Origin of the sequence: Actinomadura scrupuli, assembly GCF_050971785.1 — a bacterium.
Lineage (GTDB): Bacteria > Actinomycetota > Actinomycetes > Streptosporangiales > Streptosporangiaceae > Actinomadura_E > Actinomadura_E scrupuli.
Genome location: NZ_JBPCCU010000016.1, coordinates 65,767 through 81,861 on the forward strand (window position 1 = coordinate 65,767; position 16,095 = coordinate 81,861).

Sequence of the window (16,095 nt, forward strand, 5' to 3'; positions counted from 1 at the left end):
GAATACGTAATTGGGAACGTGACAAAGCAGGTGGCCGATCGGCCAGGGTTCTGTCACGGCGACCAGAGCGATCTGTAGCGGGCCCAGTCGGCCGGGGTCGTGGTCCATTCGGCGTAGATCCCGACCCCGTACGGCTTGGCGGGGCGCCTGCCGAGGGCGTCCAGCCCGCGCCGGATACCGCGCAGCGACGTCGCCAGGTCCTCGGCCCACCCCGCCGTGACGGGGCGGTAGGTCGGTACCCCCATGAACACCGTGACCTGGTCGCCGATCAGCTCCAGCGTGTGCTCGGTGTGCCAGGCGAAGTGCCGCCCGACCAGCGATCGCGTCGGCAGCTCGGTGTCGTACGTCATGATCGCCACCTGGTCCACCCGGCCGGCCACCGCGCGCAGGAAGGCGCCGGTCGGCCGGGCCGGGTAGTGCGGGTCCCCGCCCCGGGGCAGGGCCAGGAAGACCGGCTGCAGGGCGTCGGCCAGGGTGAGCTGCTCCAGCGAGACCGACAGGATCCGGCCGCGGGCCCGGGTGAGCTCGCGGGTCCGGTCCAGCAGGTCGAGGAAGGCGCCGTCGTCGGAGTACACGGGCTCGATGTCGTAGTGGACGCCGTCGAAGCCGAGGTCGAGGAAGGTCCGGTCCGTCTCGACGATGCGCGCCCGTACGGCCGGGTCGTCGAGCCGCAGCAGCCCTCTGCCCTGCTGCCGCCTGATCTGGCCGAGGTAGGCCTGGGCGTGCACCCCCGGCGCGAGCCGGTGCACCGCGGTGACCAGCTCCGCCGCGTGGGCGTACAACCGCGGCGCGACGGAGCCGTCGGGCGCCAGCGGCCCGGCGTGGAAGAAGACATCAGTGATCTTGTTCAGCCGCAGCGTGCCGGCGAGCGCCTGGTACTCCGCCTCGGTGTGCGCCTCCCCCACCCACTGGTGCCGCGCCCACATCGCGTTGGTCGCCGTTCCCTGCGAGCGGGGCCCGGACTGCCACCACACCCAGGTCTGGGCGAGGAAGATGGCCACCAGCCCGAGCACGAACGCCGTGCTCCACGCCGAGAACCGCACAACACGCCGTATCCGCACCGCACCTCCGAGATCACCACCGATCATGGCATCAGTCGGCCACCTCGCCGGCCAGGGCGGGGCGCGGGCCGGGCCCGGGAACGGCCGGGGGCCGGCTCCTGGCCCGCTGGGTCCAGGCCACGCAGCCGAGGACGGCCACCGCGGCCAGCCCGGTCAGCGCGTCGAGGCGCTCGCCGAGGAACAGCGCCGACCAGCCCAGCGTGAGCACCGGCTGGGCCAGCTGCACCTGGCTGGCGCGGGCGATACCCGCCCGGCCCAGTCCGGCGTACCAGGCGAAGAAGCCGAGGAACATCGACACCGCGGACACGTAGCCGAAGCCGACGAGCGCCCTTCCGGTCCAGTGCGGGTCGCCGGTGCCGAGCAGCACCAGCGTGACCGGGACGGAGACGGGCCCGGTGAGCACCAGCGCCCAGGAGATGACCTGCCAGCCGGGCATGTCCCGGGCCAGTCGGCCGCCCTCGGCGTAACCGATCGCGCCGGCCAGGAGCGCGCCGAACAGCAGCAGGTCCGCGGGGGTGACGTGGCCGGCGCCGCGGCTGAGCGCGAAGCCGCCGACGCAGGCGGCGCCGGCGCCGACGGCGAGCCAGAACGCGGCGGAAGGCCGTTCGCGCGTCCGCAGCACCGCGCAGACCGCGGTCGCGCCGGGCAGCAGGCCGATCACCACCGCGCTGTGCGAGCTGGAGGCGCCCTGGTCGAGGGCGAGCGAGGACAGCACCGGGAACCCGAAGACGACGCCCAGGCCGGCCGCCGCCAGCCCGCCCCACTGGTGGCGGGCCGGGAGGGGGGCGCGTACGGCGGCGAGCGCGAGCACGGCGAGCACCGTCGCGGCGGCGGCCCGCCCGACGCCGATGAGGTACGGATCGAGGCCGTCGAGGGCCAGGACGGTGGCCGGGAAGGAGAACGAGAAGGCGAGCACGCCCAGGGCGGCCAGGCCGAGGCCCGGTGCGACCGGCCGGGGCCGGGGCCGGCTCACCGGGTCGCCCGGCCCGGGGAGCGCTACCTGGCTGGTGACGATAGCGCTATTGTTATCTCTCATGAAACAGGATAGCAGTATCGATCATCTGGCGGCCAGCCTGCGCGCTCAGGTGACGCGGCTGACCCCGGGCGACCGGCTGCCGTCCAGCCGCACCCTCGTGGAGCGGCACAAGGTCAGCCCGGTCACGGTCAGCCGTGCGCTGGGGATGCTCGCCGCGGAGGGGCTGGTCGTGGCCCGCCCGGGCAGCGGCACCTATGTCGCGGACCCGCCGCGCGCGTTCTCCGAGCCGCCCGACTTCGGCTGGCAGGCCGTCGCGCTCGGGGACCGCACCGTCGACACCGCCGGCCTGCACGCCATGCTGCCGACCGCGCCCGAGGGCCTGATCGCCCTCAGCGGCGGCTATCTGCATCCTTCGCTCCAGCCCGTACGGGCGCTGGCCACGGCGGCCTCCCGGGCCACCCGGCGACCCGCCTCCTGGGAGCGTCCCCCTCCGTCCGGCATCGCCGGGCTGCGGTCGTGGTTCGCCGCCTCGGCCGGCCCCTGGGCGGCCGGCGCCGACGTGCTCATCACCAGCGGCGGGCAGGCGGCGCTGTCCATCGCGCTGCGGTCCCTGCTGGCGGCGGGATCACCGGTCCTGGTCGAGTCGCCGACCTATCCGGGAGCGCTGGTCGCCTCCCGGGCGGCCGGGCTGCACCCGGTCCCGGTGCCGGTGGACGCGGAGGGGGTCCGGCCGGATCTGCTGGCCGAGGCCTTCGCGATGACCGGGGCCAAGGTGTTCTACTGCCAGCCCACCCTGCACAACCCGACGGGCACGGTGCTCCCGGCGGAGCGGCGCGCCCAGGTGCTGTCGGTGGCCCGGGCCGTGGGGGCCTTCGTGATCGAGGACGACTACGCCCGGTATCTCGGGCTCGCCGAGGCGCCCCCGCCGCTCGCGGCCGATGACGACGAGGGCACCGTCGTCCACCTCACGTCGCTCACCAAGATCACAGCGCCGAGCATGCGCATCGCCGCGATGATCGCTCGCGGCCCGGTGGCGGAGCGGCTCCGTGCCACCCAGCTGGTCGACACCTTCTTCCCGGCCAGGCCGCTGCAGGAGACGGCCCTGGAACTGGTGAGCTCACCGGCCTGGCCACGGCACCTCGGCTCCGTCCGGGCCGCGCTGCGCCGCCGCCGGGACGTCCTGGCCGCCGCGGTCGCCCGGGAGCTCCCCGGGGTCCGGCCGACCAGGCCCGCGGGCGGCCTGCACCTGTGGCTGCGGCTGCCGCCCGGGGTGGACGAGCAGGCCCTCACGGAGGCCGCCGCGCGCGCCGGGGTGATGGTGAGCGCGGGCCGGCCCTTCTTCCCGGCCGAGCCGTCGGGGCACCACCTGCGGCTCAGCTACAGCATCGCCGCCACCGAGGCCGAGCTCACCGAAGGGGTGCGCCGGCTCGCCCAGGCGCTCTCGGCGGTCTCCTAGGCCGCGGAGCCGGTCACCGCGGGCCGGTGTCGGGCAATCGCGCAACCGGTCAACGCGATACGATGGTGTTCGACATGAACGAGCAGCCCGTGCACCAGCAGCCGGTGAGCCTGCGGCCCACCGGCCAGGCGGCCGCCGTGCTGCTGCAGGACTTCGTGAACACGCTCGACGTCGAGTGCGACGACGACGCGATCGCCACGCCCGGGAAGCTGGGCGAGTGGCTGGCCGAGCACGGCCTGCTGGCCGGCCGGTCGCAGGCCGGGGCGGCCGGTCCCGCGGACCTGGCGACGGCGGTCGGCCTCCGCGAAGGGCTGCGGGCGGCGATGCTCGGTCATCACGGCCCGGACGCCGTCGACCGGCCGCCCGAGATGGACGGCGCGCTCGCCCGGCTGCCGCTGCGGGTGGCCTTCGAAGGCGAGCGCCCGGTGCTGGTGCCGGTGCGGGACGGCGTCGAGGGGGCGCTGGCCCGGATCGCGGCGGCGATGATGACCTGCCTGGCCGACGGCACCTGGGCCCGGCTCAAGGTCTGCCAGGAGGACACCTGCCGGTGGGCCTTCCTGGACACCTCCAAGAACCGCTCGCGGGCCTGGTGCTCGATGCGGGTCTGCGGCAACCGCACGAAGACCCGCGCCTACCGGGCCCGCCGCCGCCCCGGCCCCGGTCCGGCCCCGGGGGCCTAGTCTGGGCCGCTGACGCGTAACGGGGAGAAGAAGCAAATGGCAGATGTCGGTGTACGTCCCGCACGGGTGGAGGACGCCGCAACGATCGCGGACATCCAGGTACGGGCTTGGCGCAGCGGCTACGCCGGCGTGGTGCCCACTCCCGCGCTGGCCGCGATGACCACCCCGGAGGCGCAGGCCGTGTGGCAGGAGCGCTGGGCGGAGGCCGTCACCGCCCCGCCGAGCCCCCGGCACCGCCTGCTCGTCGCCGTACAGCGGCACACCATGACCGACGACACCGTTCTCGGATTCGCCGCGCAGACCCCGGCCGCGGACGCCGACTGCGATCCGGCGACGGCGGCCGAGCTGCTCACCCTGCTCGTCGACCCCATGGCGGGCCGGGCGGGACACGGCAGCCGGTTGCTGGCGGCCACCGTCGACCTGGTGCGGGAGGACGCCGTCGCCAGGATGGTCACCTGGGTGTTCCCCGGCGACCGGGCCATGCGCGGATTCCTGGAGCCCGCGGGCTGGGCCGAGGACGGAGCCCGGCGGCAGCTAGACCTCGGCGAGCCCGTCCCCATGATCCGGCTGCACACCGACCTCACGGACGACCCCGCCACCGGCGGCACGTGACGGCCTTCCCCGGGCTCTGAGCCGCCCCCAGACGCCTCGAGACGGGGCGGGGCGGCGCGCGGGCGCGGCGGCCCGGGCTAGGCCGGGAAGCGGGCGGCGAGCTCGCCGGTGAGGGCGGGCCAGACCACGGGGTCGTGGCCCGGGATCAGCGGGTAGCCCTTCGCCGCGGCGATGCGCTTGAGCTTGCGGATCTGCTCGACGGTGACCTCGGGCTCCACGTCGATGAAGCCGCCCACGGCCAGCTCGTGCTCGATGTTCTCGGTCAGGTCGGCGGCGTCGAAGGCGAACACGAACCCGCCGCCGCCGACCGAGGCGTCCAGGTCGACGACGAAGCTCTGATGGCCGGGCGTGTGCCCCGGCGTCGGCACGGCGGTGATGCCGGGCGCGATCTCCACCTCCCCGTCGGCGAGCCGCCAGTCGATGCGCGGATCGTCGAAGTCGACGCGGTAGATGGAGTGCCTCTCCGGTTCCGGGTGGCCGGACAGCCCGTACTCCAGCTCGGCGCGCTGGGCGTGCACGGGGACCCGCCCGGCGAAGTGCTTGAGGCCGCCGGCATGGTCGAGGTGCAGATGGCTGACCGCCACCACGTGGATGTCGGCGAGCTCGAGCCCGACCTCGGCCAGCGTCTCCTCCAGGGGCTCGCCGGGCCCGGGCAGCACCGAGACGTAGGCGCCCCCGGGATGGAACCGCCGGGCCAGCGCCGGATCGCGGATCAGCGCGGTGTTGAACCCGGTGTCCAGCAGCACCCAGCCGCCGTCCGCCTCCAGCAGCACTCCCGGCACCGGCTCGCGCATCCGGAGGCCCGGCGGCGCCCCGTGCACCGACACCGACTTGGGCAGGTCCTCCCAGCCCAGCGTGAGCAGCACGATCCGCCGTACGCCGCTTCCCATGGCTCTCCTCGGTCGTCCCGGCGGACACGGGGACGCCCTGACCCCGTCCGGGGGGCAGGGCGTCCCGCGGCCCTTCCGGCTCGTGGCGGGTTCCGCACCGCAAGGGGATCGGACGTGCGGGACCCCCCACGAGCCGACTACGGCCAGCCTACGGAGGGGCCCGCCGGGCCGCGGGCGCGGGGGCGGGCCACCAGGCGGGGCTGCGGGACGACGACCCCGCCGCCGCCCGCTCCGGCCGGGTCGCGTCATGGCTCATCGTGTCCCCTCCCCCGCGGCGCGGGCATCCCGGGGAGATCCGGCACCTCGCCGGGATCCTGCTCCTGGAAGCGGGCCACCGTCCGCATGAGGAACTCCCGGACGACGGGCTCCGCCGCCGGGGGCAGGTGGTCGAGCATCGGCTCCATCTGCTCGCTCGCCGCCTGCCTCACCGCCGCCAGCTGGCGGTGGCCCGTCTCGGTCAGCGCCAGCCGGACCAGGCGGCGGTCCGCGACGTCACGGAGGCGTTCGATCCACCCCGATCGCTCCAGATGGTCGACCGTATGGTTGAGTGTGGAGGGTGACACTCCGCACTGGCGGGCCAGCTCTCGCTGGGTGAGCGCCGAGCCCTCAACCAGGTAGGCGAGGACGGCGAGCCCATGCGGAGTGAGACCGTGACTGCCCATCAGCCGCTGCCAGCGCATGGCGACGACATGGCCGGCCACCGCGAGCAGCCGGGACATGGGCATGCCTGCCAGGTCCGGGTCCGGGTCCATGTCGCGCACGGCGACATTGTGCGTGCTCTCCGCGGCGAGGACCAGCCGATGGGCGGTGTTGGCAGGTCTTTGCCCCATACCGCGCCCGTCCCGACCACAGCATCCCTCTCGACGCCAGGAAGTCCATGACCGCCCCCACCAGTCCCCGGCAACGCGGCGCGCGGCAGCGACCGCGAAGGCCCGGAGCGGGACGAGGGCGCTGGCTCGGCATGATGGTCCTCAGCCTCGGCGTGTCACTGATCGTCGTCGACGCGACCATCGTCAACGTGCTGCTCCCCCGGATGGTCACCGACCTGGGGCTGCGCACCACCGACGCGGAATGGGTCACCTCGGTCTACTCGCTGGTGTTCGCGGCGCTGCTGATCTCCTTCGGCCGTGCCGGTGACCTGTTCGGCCGGCGACGGATGTTCGTGCTGGGAACCGCCGTGTTCGTCCTGGCCAGCGTGCTGGCGGCGCGGTCCGGCAGTGGCCCCGAGCTGATCGCCGCCCGTGCGCTGCAGGGCGTCGGAGCCGCGATGATCATGCCTGCGACGCTGTCGACCGTGAACACCGTCTTCACCGGCCGCGACCGGGCGGTCGCCTTCGGTGTCTGGGGCTCGATGATCGGTGGGATGGCCGCGCTGGGCCCGCTGCTCGGCGGCTGGCTGGCCACCTCGTACGGCTGGCGCTGGGCCTTCGGCGTCAACCTGCCCATCGGGGTCCTGCTCGTGGTGGGGGCGCTGAAGCTGATCCCCGAGACGAGGGACGAGGAGACCCGGCGCGGCGTCGACTGGCCGGGCGCCGTGCTGTCCGCGCTGGGCCTGGGCGCGCTGGTCTTCGCGCTGATCGAGGGGCAGCGGTACGGCTGGTGGATCCCCACCCGGCCGTTCGCCGCCGGGCCCTATGACTGGCCGCTCACCGGGCTGTCGCCCGTCCCCGTGGCGCTGGCGCTGTCGGCCGTGCTCGTCGCCGCGCTGGTCGTGGTGGAGCGGGCCCGGGCCGGGGCGGGCCAGCCCGTCATGCTGGACCTGTCGCTCTTCCGCATCGCCGGCTTCCGCCGGGGCAACGCCGCCTCCTCGCTGATCAGCGTGGGCGAGCTGGGCCTGCTGTTCGTGCTGCCCCTGTTCCTGCAGGGCGTGCACGGCGACTCGCCACTGCAGATCTGCGTCGCGATCGTGCCGCTCGCCGTGGGCGCCTTCCTGGCCGGCCCGTTCGCCGCGCGGCTCTCGCACCGGTACGGGGCGGCACGGGTGGTACAGATCGGGATGCTCCTGGAGGTCGTCGCCGTGCTGGCGATCGGGCTCACCACCCATGCGGGCACCTCCGGCTTCGACCTCGCCCCCTGGATGCTGATGTACGGGGCGGGGCTCGGGCTCACCTCGGCGCAGCTCACCAACGTCTCCCTGGGCGACGTACCGCCCGCCCTGTCCGGGCAGGCCTCCGGCACCCAGTCGACGGCCCGGCAGGTCGGCTCCGCGCTGGGCATCGCGCTCATCGGGACCGTCTTCGCCACCGGCCTCGGCCACGTCATGCACCAGCGGCTGGAGCTCACCGACGTGCCCCCGGCCCAGCGCGCCGCCATGGCCCGGGAACTGCGGGAGAGCGCGGGCACCTACACCCGCGTCCTGCACGACCAGCCGGGCGCCGAGCAGGCGGCCCACGCCGCCGACGAGAGCCTCGCGGTCGCGGCCGACCGGGCGATGCTCGTCACCGCCGGCATCCTCGGTCTGGGCCTGCTGGTGTCCCTGCGGCTGCCCGGCCGCCCGGAGGGATGATCTAGCCTGTTCCCAGCCCCCTGGCGGGACCCTGATCAGCGCAGGACCCTCCGACCCGCATCCGTCCCCTCCTCCGAGAGCGAGCAGTAATCCCGTGGCCAGCCTCTCCCAGTGGATCGCCGGCTCCCGGCCCCGCACCCTGCCGACCTCGGTCGTGCCCGTCGTCGTCGGTACCGGCGTGGCCATCGGCGAGAGCCACGCCGTCTGGTGGCGGGCGGCGCTCGCCGCGTTCGTCGCGCTGACCCTGCAGATCGGCGTCAACTACGCCAACGACTACAGCGACGGCGTACGCGGCACCGACGAGGACCGGGTGGGCCCGCTGCGGCTGGTCGGCTCCCGGGTCGCGCGGCCCAAGCAGGTCCTGGCCACCGCGCTGGGCGCCTTCCTCCTCGCGGCGGTGGCCGGGCTGGTGCTCGCCGCGGTGACGAGCTGGTGGGTGCTGCTGGTCGGCGCCGCGGCGATCGTGGCCGGCTGGTTCTACACCGGCGGCTCCAACCCGTACGGCTACCGGGCCCTGGGCGAGATCTCGGTGTTCGTGTTCTTCGGCCTGGTGGCGGTCGTCGGCACCGTGTACGTCCAGCTCGAACGCCTGCCCTGGACGGCCTGGGTGGCGGCGGTGCCGGTCGGGCTGCTGGCGTGCGCCCTGCTGGTCGCCAACAACCTGCGCGACATCCCCACCGACGAGGTCTCCGGCAAGCGCACGCTGGCCGTCGTGCTGGGCGACCGGCGGACCCGGTTGCTCTACACCTCGTGCACCGCGCTGCCCTTCACGATCACCCTGGCACTGGCCGCGCCGCATCCGTGGGCGCTGCTGGCGCTGGTGGCCGCGCCACTGTCGATCCCGCCGAGCCGGCGGATCATGGCGGGCGCGACCGGGCCGGAGCTGATCGCGGTACTCGGCGAGACCGCCCGCCTGCAGATCGCCTTCGGCGTCCTGCTGGCGGCCGGCCTGGCCCTGTAGCGTCCCGCCTCGCTAGCGGTCCCGCTCCTCGCTGATCCGCCAGTCGATCTCCGGAAGCCCGGCGTCGGCGAGGGCCTTGTTGACCGCGCTGAACGGGCGGGTGCCGAAGAAGGACTTCTGGCTGAGCGGGCTGGGGTGACCGGACTCGATCACCACGTGCTGGGCACCGGTGATCAGCTTGGCCTTCTTGCGCGCGTAACCGCCCCAGAGCACGAAGACGACGCGCTCGTCCTTGGCGTCGAGCGCCCGGATGGCCGCGTCGGTGAACTCCTCCCACCCCTTCCTGGCGTGCGAGCCGGCCGCCCCCGCCCGCACGGTCAGCACGGCGTTGAGCAGCAGCACGCCCTGGTCGGCCCAGGGGGTGAGGTCGCCGCCGGTCGCGACCGGCACGTCGAGATCCGCGGCGAGCTCCTTGTAGATGTTGCGCAACGACGGCGGGAGCCGCACCCCGGACTTGACGCTGAAGCTGAGCCCGTGCGCCTGCCCCGGCCCGTGATAGGGGTCCTGGCCGAGGATCAGCACCCGTGCGGTGTCGTACGGGCAGTGCCGGAAGGCGTTGAAGAGGTCCTCACGGGGCGGGTAGACCGTGTGCTGGTCGTACTCCGCCGCGACGTACGCGCTCAGCGCCGCGGTCGGCAGCGGGTCGAGCAGCGGCTCCAGGTGCGCCCGCCAGTCGTCGGGGAGCAGGTCCAGCAGGTCCAGGGACATCGGGTTTCGGCCTCCGGGGAAAGGGTTCTGTTACCAACGACCCTAGGGCCCGGCGGCGACAAAAGTCCGGGCGTCCCGGTAGTGCGCCAGGCCCGGCGCTCCGTGATCCTCGCCCTGATCGCCGGTCCCCGGAAGGGCGGCCGTCCCCTCCGCGTCAAGGCCTTCGTGGACCGTGACGCCATGACCGGCCATGCCTTGATCAACGACAGGTCGGCGAGCGAGCGGCAGCTCGATCGTCAATGGGCCCGGTCGATGTGAATGCCGATGCTCGGTGCCCCGACGTGAGCAGCCTGTCGATGATCCATTCGATTCTGTCGGTGGGTGACCGTAGCTTGACGGTATGTGGTCGGCCGTGGAGCTGCGGACCGCCTCCACCGGTGACCTGGTGGAGGCGGCGGTCGCGGTCCTGGCCGAGGTGGCGGGACGGCCGGTTCCCGACGCGCCGGTGGTGTGCCTGGAGCAGGCCGAACGGCTCGGCCTGGGCCTGGATCTGGGCGAGGCCGCACTGGCCGCGCGGGTCGCGGCCGTCGACCGGGCGGGGGAGGCCTCGGCGCAGCGGTATCCGGGGACCAAGGGCTGGCTGCGCATCGCGCTGGGCATGCGGACGGGCCGGGCGGGCGAGCGGCTGACGGTGGCCCGCCAGTTGGAGCGGCTGCCCACCACCGCCGAGCTCCTGCGGACCCGGCGGCTGCCGTACGGGTACGCCGCCACCATCGCCGAGGCCGTGGCACGGCTGAACGACGACGACTGCGTCAAGGCGGAGCGGATCCTGCTGGAGCTCGTGGGGAAGGGTGTGTCGGCCACCAAGGTCGCCAAGGTCGGCGCCCGGATCCAGGAGGTGATCGCGGAGCGGGACGGCACCGAGCAGCCACCCGAGGACGCCCGGCGAGGTGACCGGTCATGGTGGAGGTTGTCCAGGTCACTCAACGGCACCTCCTACGTCAAGGGACGCTTCGGCCCGGAGCTGACCGCGCTGGTGCTGGACATCCTGGGCCCGCTCACCAAGCCGGCCGGCCCGGAGGACGACCGGGATCCCGCCGAGCGGCTGGCCGACGCGCTGGCGATGCACCTGTCCGGCGGTTCCACCCGCTGGAATGCCACCATGGTCATCACACTCGATGGCCCGGACGGGGAGGCTTCCCAGGGGCCACCGGAGGACCGTTGCCAGCCCGACGGCGACCCACCGGGCACCGCCCCGCACAGCGAACGGACGCCCGCCGACGACAGCACGGATGAGCGCGCACAGACCAGCCCTGACCAGCGGGCCGCCCCTCCAAAGCCCGATCGCGACCAGGCGGCCGGCCCCGACCGAGTGGCCCGCCCCGACGGAGTGACCAGCCCAGGCCGAGTGACCAGTGCCGACAGAGTGGCCAACGCCGGCGGAGTGACCATCCGCGAGGAGGAAGCCGCAGCGCATGGTCCTCGCGACCAGAATGCCCACGAACAGGGACCGCCGGACCCGCGTCCGCAAGACCACCGTCCGCAAGACCACCGTCCGCAGGACTACGGACCGCAAGACCACAGACCGCAAGACCACGGACCGCAGGACCAGGCCGCCCTCGATGACGGGGAATCCTCCGTCCGGTGGCCGGTGTGGCCGCTGGAACACGTGAAGGTGTCCGCGCGGCTGGCCGACGGGACCCCGATCTCTCCGGAGCGGGCACGGACGATCGCGCTCACCGCCGGGGTGTCCCCCCTCATCCTGGGGACGGACGGCATCCCCCTCTACCTGGGGAACAGAGCCCGGTTCGTCTCACCAGGGCAGCGCCGCGTCCTCGAAGCGCTCTACGAGACGTGCGCGTTCGCCGACTGCGACATCCCGGCGAGGTTCTGCGAGGTCGACCACACGCTCGGCTGGACCGAGTACCCGGCGACCGACATCGACCTGCTCGCGCCATGCTGCTCATGGCACAACCGGGCCAAGCACCGTTACGCGGAACAGATCAGCACGACCCGGGACGCCCACGGACGCTGGACCTACACCTTCGACAGGACACGGCCGGGCAGGCCCCCCAGCACACGCAGGCTCCCCAGCACACGCAGGGACTCCGGCACAGGCAGGGCCCCCAACACAGGCAGGGACTCCGGCACGCGCAGGGACTCCGGCACGCGCAGGGACTCCGGCACGCGCAGGGACTCCGGCACGCGCGGGGGCTCCACGTCCACTCGGCGGCCGAGGGGCCCGTAGCCCACCGACCCGGCTGTGACTCCCACGAGCCGGAGACCGGCCCCTCGCCACCGGAGCCGCGGACGAGGGCAAGGCCGGTCTCCGGGGCGGTGTTCCTCGCACAGTGGTCCTGATGCGCCGAATCGTGACCACCGGGCATCTCCCGCACGGGTCCCCCTAGGATCACCGATATGCCCTCCCGCCCCACCTGTCCCCCACGCCTGCCATGAGACGACTCGGCGCGTGCCTGGCCGGTCTCCTCCTGGTGCTCGTCTCCCTGATCGGATGCGGCGATTCCTCCGCCACCAAGACGATCGAGGTCTTCGCCGCCTCGTCCCTGACCGAGGTGATGGCCGAGCTGGGCACCCGGTACCAGCAGACCCACCGGGGCACGAGGGTCCGCGCCTCGTTCGGCGGCTCGCAGGACCTCGTCGCCCGGCTCGAGGACGGCAAGTCCGCCGACGTGCTGGTCACCGCCGACGTGCCCACCATGGAGCAGGCCGCCAGGCTGGTCGGGACGCATCGGATCATCGCGCACAACTCCATGACCATCGCGGTGGCCCCCGGCAATCCCAAGCACATCCGCGGGCTGGCGGACCTCACCGACTCCCGGCTGAGCGTGGTGCTCGGCTCCCCCACCACCCCGTCCGGCCGCTACGCCGTGCGGGTCTTCACCAAGGCGGGCGTGACCGTGGTGCCCAAGTGGGAGGAGATCAGCGTGCGGTCCGTGCTCGCCCGGGTCCGTACCGGCGAGGCGGACGCCGGGATCGTCTACATCACCGACCTCAAGTCGGCGGGCGCCGCGGCCAGCAGCGTGCCGATCCCCGCGGCCCAGAACGTCACTGCCGACTACCCCGCCGCGGTCCTCGACCGGAGCGGCCACAAGGACCAGGCCAGGACCTTCGTCGCCTGGCTGACCTCACCGGAGGCCGTCGGCATCCTGACCAAGTACGGCTTCAGCCCGCCCTGATCATGTCGTCGGCGCGCTGTATCCCTCTCGCCCGCGCTCCACAGCAGCACGCCCGGCGACCCGGTCACGCGCCCGTCCTCCCGAGCCCCGGCGGCATTGCGGCATAGCGATGGCGGCACGGCGATGGCGGCATGAGCTACGGGCATGGCGGCATCAGGCACGCGGCATCAGGCACGCGGCATGACGGTAGGGGGCATGGCGGCATGGCGAGGATCACCGGCCCCGTGGCGGTGGGGGTTACTCGTGGGTGGCGGCGCCCGAGGTGGCCAGCAGGACGACGCCAACGACGATGACGACCATGCCCGCGACGGCGGTGAGGTTCAGCCGCTCGTCGTAGAGCGCCGCGGCGATGGCCGCCGTGCCCGCCGTGCCCGCTCCCGACCAGACGGCGTACACGATGCCGACGTTCAGCGTGCGCAGCGCCAGGGCCATCAGCGCGAACGAGATGAGATACCCCGCCACGACGATCAGCGCGGGCCACGGCCGGAATCCGTTGGCGATGCCCCGCATCGCCAGCGTCGCGGCCACCTCGGAGATGATCGCACCGGCCAACAGCAGCCAAGCCATCCAGGGCGCCCTTCGTCCACTCGCCGACATACGCGCACTCTACCGTCCGGACGGTATAGCGGGGCGTCCGCTACGGAGATGTGGTCAGAGCGCATTCAGCAGGTCACCGCGGCGACAGGGGTGCTCCTCACCGGGTGGGCGCACCCGCCGCGGGAGGGGGTTGAGGGTCGCGTCCGGCGCGGGTGCCGTCCGCGTCCGGTCCGACCGGGACGGGGACCGGGACCGGCTCGACCAGGAGCTGGAACATGCCCTCGAGGCTGCGGGTGAGCGTGGCCGGGTCGGCTCCGGCGAGCGCCACGCTGCCGAGAACGTTCCGCATGAGCTGGAAACCCGCGATGAGGGACAGCAACAACCCGGCGCGCTCGGCGGCCCGCTCGCCGGGCAGCAGGTTCACCAGGTACAGCTCGAAGTGCCGTGCGACCCCCTCGCGCAGGATCTCCGCGGCCCGTGCGTTCGAGACCGACCGCAGCATCAGCAGGAACCCGTCGATGTGGGCGCCCTCGGGCGCCTCCTGGGTCACCAGAGCGGCGGCCAGCTCGCGGCCGAGCGCGCTGGGGTCGCGCGTGTCTCCGAGCAGGGGTCTCCTGGCGAAGGCGGCCTCGACCACCTCGGCGAAGAGCCGCTCCTTGGAACCGAAATAGCGATTGACCAGCATCGCGGTCACCCCGGCGGCCTGCGCGATGTCCCGCACGCCGACGCCGTCATAGCCGGATCGGGTGAAGGCGATCAGGGCCGACCGCAGGATCGCCTCCCGGGTCGCGGCGGCGTCGCGGCGGCGCCGGGACGGAGGGCCGCCCCCCTGCCCGCCGGCCGCTTGGCCAGCGTCTTGGCCAGCGTCTTGGCCAGCGTCTTGGCCAGCGTCTTGGCCGGCACCGTGTCCGGCAGCTGGGTCGGCGTCTTGACCGGCCGCTTGGCCCGCAGCTGGGCCGGCACTGTGTCCGGCGTTGTCGGCAGTCATGTCTACGAGTGTAGACTCGCCTGTACAAGAAAGTCTACGACTGTAGACAGACGGTCGGCCACTCGTGGCCGCCGGTACGAACACGAGGTCGAAATGGACTTGAGATGGATTTGAGGCTGACAGGCAAGCGGGCGCTGGTGACCGGGTCGAGCGCTGGCATCGGTGCCGAGATCGCCAGGCTGCTCGCCGCGGAGGGTGCCGGCGTCGTGGTGCACGGGCGCGACAAGACCCGGGCGGAGGCCGTCGCCGAGGGCATCCGCGCCGACGGAGGGCACGCCGTCGTGGCAGTGGGTGATCTCTCGACGGATGCCGGTGCCGACGCGGTGACCGCCGCGGCGCTGGCGGGCGGAGACATCGACATCCTGGTGAACAACGCGGGATCGTACGAGCACCTGTCCTGGACCGAGGCGACGGCCGAGCGCTGGGCGGCGACGTACGAGACCAACGTGATCTCCGGTGTGCGGATGATCCAGCGGCTGGTGCCCCGGATGCGCGAGCGCCGCTGGGGCCGGGTGATCCAGATCGGTGGCGGTCTGGCGCAGCAGCCGATAGCCGCCCAGCCGGACTACAACGCGTCCCTGGCGGCCCGGCACAATCTCGCCGTGTCCCTCGCGCGCGAGCTGAAGGACTCGGGCGTGACGTCGAACGTCGTGGCCCCCGGCGCCATCCGCGTCGCGGCCGTCGAGGAGCTCCTCACCGCGGTGGCACCCGGGTTCGGCTGGGGCGAGACCTGGGAGGAGATCGAACGCGGTGTCGTCCGCGACCTGGTCCCCAACGACGTGGGCCGTCTCGGCCGGCCGGAGGAGATCGCGTCAGCCGTGGCGTACCTGGCCAGCCCGCTCGCGGACTACGTCTCCGGAGCGACCCTGCGCGTCGACGGCGGCACCATCCGCGCCGTCCACTAGCCCCTAGCGGGGCGGGTCGAGTCCGGCCGGCAGGTGGCCGTCGCACAGCTCGCGGCGGTCGTCGTGACGCCGCAGCGCGTCGAGTACGGCCGGAGCGGGGCTCGCGTAGACCTGCGGGTAGTCGACCTCGCCCAGGCCGGGTCGTACCACGAAGGCGAGGCGCTCTTCGCCGAGCGAGAACGCCGCCTGCGCCCCGGCCGGCACGCCGGGCCGGTCACCGCGCGGATCGAGCCGGAACCACGAGCCGTCCAGGCAGACCGCCGTGAGCCCGTGCAGGACATGCGCCGATCCGGTCTCGTCGCGGGCCAGCCGCTGGTAACAGAGGCCGGCCGGGATCCCGGCGGCCCGCAGCAGCGCCACGTACGCGTGCGACTTGGCGTAGCACAGGCCCGTCCGCTCGCGGAGCACGTCGGAGGCGCGCCAGGTCACCCGCCGGTCCCCGGCGTCCGCCGAGTGCGTGATCGTGTCTCGTACGAGTTCGTACGCGGCCCGGGCGAAGACCGCGTCGCCGTCACCCGCGGGCAGCCGGGCGGCCGTGGTCTGCACCAGCGGATGGTCGAGGTCGATCGCCTCGTCCGCCCCGAGGTACTCCCAGGGCTCCGCGAGGAAGACCAGTGCCTCCCGGAACATCGGGCCGGGCACCGGGTCACCGGGCACCGAGTCATCGGGCACCTGGGG

General features: G+C 73.5%; 18 protein-coding genes. 9 read left to right on the forward strand and 9 right to left on the reverse strand.

Features of this window, described 5'->3' with window-relative positions:
• Positions 1–53 precede the first annotated feature (53 nt).
• Positions 54–1,061, reverse strand: coding sequence for a glycoside hydrolase family 18 protein (locus tag ACRYCC_RS42390; protein WP_433819838.1), 1,008 nt, complete (start codon positions 1,059–1,061; stop codon positions 54–56).
• Between the two features lie 31 nt (positions 1,062–1,092).
• On the reverse strand, positions 1,093–2,097 hold the full coding sequence (locus tag ACRYCC_RS42395; protein ID WP_433819840.1) for a DMT family transporter: 1,005 nt from the start codon (positions 2,095–2,097) through the stop codon (positions 1,093–1,095).
• On the opposite strand from ACRYCC_RS42395, the gene ACRYCC_RS42400 reads away from it, so the two are divergent.
• From ACRYCC_RS42400 to ACRYCC_RS42410, 3 genes are all read left to right on the forward strand, one after another.
• Positions 2,096–3,493: an aminotransferase-like domain-containing protein gene (locus tag ACRYCC_RS42400; protein WP_433819842.1), complete on the forward strand. Its 1,398-nt coding sequence runs from the start codon at positions 2,096–2,098 to the stop codon at positions 3,491–3,493. The genes ACRYCC_RS42395 and ACRYCC_RS42400 overlap by 2 nt on opposite strands.
• Before the next feature lie 74 nt (positions 3,494–3,567).
• A complete protein-coding gene (locus ACRYCC_RS42405; protein WP_433819843.1) occupies positions 3,568–4,173 on the forward strand; it encodes a CGNR zinc finger domain-containing protein in 606 nt (201 codons plus the stop codon).
• Between the two features lie 36 nt (positions 4,174–4,209).
• Positions 4,210–4,785, forward strand: coding sequence for a GNAT family N-acetyltransferase (locus tag ACRYCC_RS42410; RefSeq protein ID WP_433819844.1), 576 nt, complete (start codon positions 4,210–4,212; stop codon positions 4,783–4,785).
• 77 nt (positions 4,786–4,862) lie between these two features.
• On the opposite strand, the gene ACRYCC_RS42415 is transcribed toward ACRYCC_RS42410, so the two are convergent.
• A complete protein-coding gene (locus tag ACRYCC_RS42415; RefSeq protein ID WP_433819845.1) occupies positions 4,863–5,675 on the reverse strand; it encodes an N-acyl homoserine lactonase family protein in 813 nt (270 codons plus the stop codon).
• A 245-nt stretch (positions 5,676–5,920) separates the two neighbouring features.
• The gene (locus tag ACRYCC_RS42420) at positions 5,921–6,505 is read right to left on the reverse strand and encodes a MarR family winged helix-turn-helix transcriptional regulator (RefSeq protein WP_433819846.1); all 585 of its coding nucleotides are present in this window, start codon (positions 6,503–6,505) and stop codon (positions 5,921–5,923) included.
• Between the two features lie 47 nt (positions 6,506–6,552).
• Between ACRYCC_RS42420 and ACRYCC_RS42425 the strand changes: the two genes are divergently transcribed.
• Together ACRYCC_RS42425 and ACRYCC_RS42430 are read left to right on the forward strand one after the other, a co-directional pair.
• Positions 6,553–8,181, forward strand: a complete 1,629-nt coding sequence (locus ACRYCC_RS42425) for an MFS transporter (RefSeq protein WP_433819847.1) — start codon at positions 6,553–6,555, stop codon at positions 8,179–8,181.
• 94 nt (positions 8,182–8,275) lie between these two features.
• Positions 8,276–9,142 (forward strand): 1,4-dihydroxy-2-naphthoate polyprenyltransferase, encoded by an 867-nt coding sequence (locus tag ACRYCC_RS42430; protein WP_433819849.1) that lies wholly within the window; start codon positions 8,276–8,278, stop codon positions 9,140–9,142.
• 12 nt (positions 9,143–9,154) lie between these two features.
• On the opposite strand, the gene ACRYCC_RS42435 is transcribed toward ACRYCC_RS42430, so the two are convergent.
• The gene (locus ACRYCC_RS42435; RefSeq protein ID WP_433819850.1) at positions 9,155–9,850 is read right to left on the reverse strand and encodes a uracil-DNA glycosylase; all 696 of its coding nucleotides are present in this window, start codon (positions 9,848–9,850) and stop codon (positions 9,155–9,157) included.
• Between the two features lie 102 nt (positions 9,851–9,952).
• Here ACRYCC_RS42435 and ACRYCC_RS42440 point away from each other — a divergent pair, with 102 nt between their 5' ends.
• The 3 genes from ACRYCC_RS42440 (at position 9,953) to modA (ending at position 12,987) form a co-directional block, all read left to right on the forward strand.
• Positions 9,953–10,108 (forward strand): hypothetical protein, encoded by a 156-nt coding sequence (locus ACRYCC_RS42440; RefSeq protein ID WP_433819851.1) that lies wholly within the window; start codon positions 9,953–9,955, stop codon positions 10,106–10,108.
• 82 nt (positions 10,109–10,190) lie between these two features.
• Positions 10,191–12,038 (forward strand): HNH endonuclease signature motif containing protein, encoded by a 1,848-nt coding sequence (locus ACRYCC_RS42445; protein WP_433819852.1) that lies wholly within the window; start codon positions 10,191–10,193, stop codon positions 12,036–12,038.
• A gap of 205 nt (positions 12,039–12,243) precedes the next feature.
• Positions 12,244–12,987, forward strand: coding sequence for a molybdate ABC transporter substrate-binding protein (modA, locus tag ACRYCC_RS42450; protein WP_433819853.1), 744 nt, complete (start codon positions 12,244–12,246; stop codon positions 12,985–12,987).
• Between the two features lie 237 nt (positions 12,988–13,224).
• Here the strand turns inward: modA and ACRYCC_RS42455 are convergent, their stop codons facing one another.
• The 3 genes from ACRYCC_RS42455 to ACRYCC_RS42465 form a co-directional block, all read right to left on the reverse strand.
• Positions 13,225–13,554 (reverse strand): DMT family transporter, encoded by a 330-nt coding sequence (locus ACRYCC_RS42455; protein WP_433819854.1) that lies wholly within the window; start codon positions 13,552–13,554, stop codon positions 13,225–13,227.
• A gap of 127 nt (positions 13,555–13,681) precedes the next feature.
• Positions 13,682–14,245 (reverse strand): TetR/AcrR family transcriptional regulator, encoded by a 564-nt coding sequence (locus ACRYCC_RS42460; RefSeq protein WP_433819855.1) that lies wholly within the window; start codon positions 14,243–14,245, stop codon positions 13,682–13,684.
• Between the two features lie 35 nt (positions 14,246–14,280).
• Positions 14,281–14,487, reverse strand: a complete 207-nt coding sequence (locus ACRYCC_RS42465; protein ID WP_433819856.1) for a hypothetical protein — start codon at positions 14,485–14,487, stop codon at positions 14,281–14,283.
• A 129-nt stretch (positions 14,488–14,616) separates the two neighbouring features.
• Between ACRYCC_RS42465 and ACRYCC_RS42470 the strand changes: the two genes are divergently transcribed.
• On the forward strand, positions 14,617–15,417 hold the full coding sequence (locus ACRYCC_RS42470) for an SDR family NAD(P)-dependent oxidoreductase (protein WP_433819857.1): 801 nt from the start codon (positions 14,617–14,619) through the stop codon (positions 15,415–15,417).
• A gap of 3 nt (positions 15,418–15,420) precedes the next feature.
• Here ACRYCC_RS42470 and ACRYCC_RS42475 read toward each other — a convergent pair whose 3' ends face one another.
• Positions 15,421–16,089: a transglutaminase-like domain-containing protein gene (locus tag ACRYCC_RS42475; RefSeq protein WP_433819858.1), complete on the reverse strand. Its 669-nt coding sequence runs from the start codon at positions 16,087–16,089 to the stop codon at positions 15,421–15,423.
• Positions 16,090–16,095 lie beyond the last annotated feature (6 nt).

Coding starts and splice junctions, on each gene's coding strand:
- ACRYCC_RS42400 (WP_433819842.1), top strand. CDS start 2,096: ATGAAACAGGATAGCAGTATCGATCATCTGGCGGCCAGCCTGCGCGCT.
- ACRYCC_RS42395 (WP_433819840.1), bottom strand. CDS start 2,097: ATGAGAGATAACAATAGCGCTATCGTCACCAGCCAGGTAGCGCTCCCC.
- ACRYCC_RS42405 (WP_433819843.1), top strand. CDS start 3,568: ATGAACGAGCAGCCCGTGCACCAGCAGCCGGTGAGCCTGCGGCCCACC.
- ACRYCC_RS42410 (WP_433819844.1), top strand. CDS start 4,210: ATGGCAGATGTCGGTGTACGTCCCGCACGGGTGGAGGACGCCGCAACG.
- ACRYCC_RS42415 (WP_433819845.1), bottom strand. CDS start 5,675: ATGGGAAGCGGCGTACGGCGGATCGTGCTGCTCACGCTGGGCTGGGAG.
- ACRYCC_RS42420 (WP_433819846.1), bottom strand. CDS start 6,505: ATGGGGCAAAGACCTGCCAACACCGCCCATCGGCTGGTCCTCGCCGCG.
- ACRYCC_RS42425 (WP_433819847.1), top strand. CDS start 6,553: ATGACCGCCCCCACCAGTCCCCGGCAACGCGGCGCGCGGCAGCGACCG.
- ACRYCC_RS42435 (WP_433819850.1), bottom strand. CDS start 9,850: ATGTCCCTGGACCTGCTGGACCTGCTCCCCGACGACTGGCGGGCGCAC.
- ACRYCC_RS42445 (WP_433819852.1), top strand. CDS start 10,191: ATGTGGTCGGCCGTGGAGCTGCGGACCGCCTCCACCGGTGACCTGGTG.
- modA (WP_433819853.1), top strand. CDS start 12,244: ATGAGACGACTCGGCGCGTGCCTGGCCGGTCTCCTCCTGGTGCTCGTC.
- ACRYCC_RS42455 (WP_433819854.1), bottom strand. CDS start 13,554: ATGGCTTGGCTGCTGTTGGCCGGTGCGATCATCTCCGAGGTGGCCGCG.
- ACRYCC_RS42470 (WP_433819857.1), top strand. CDS start 14,617: ATGGATTTGAGGCTGACAGGCAAGCGGGCGCTGGTGACCGGGTCGAGC.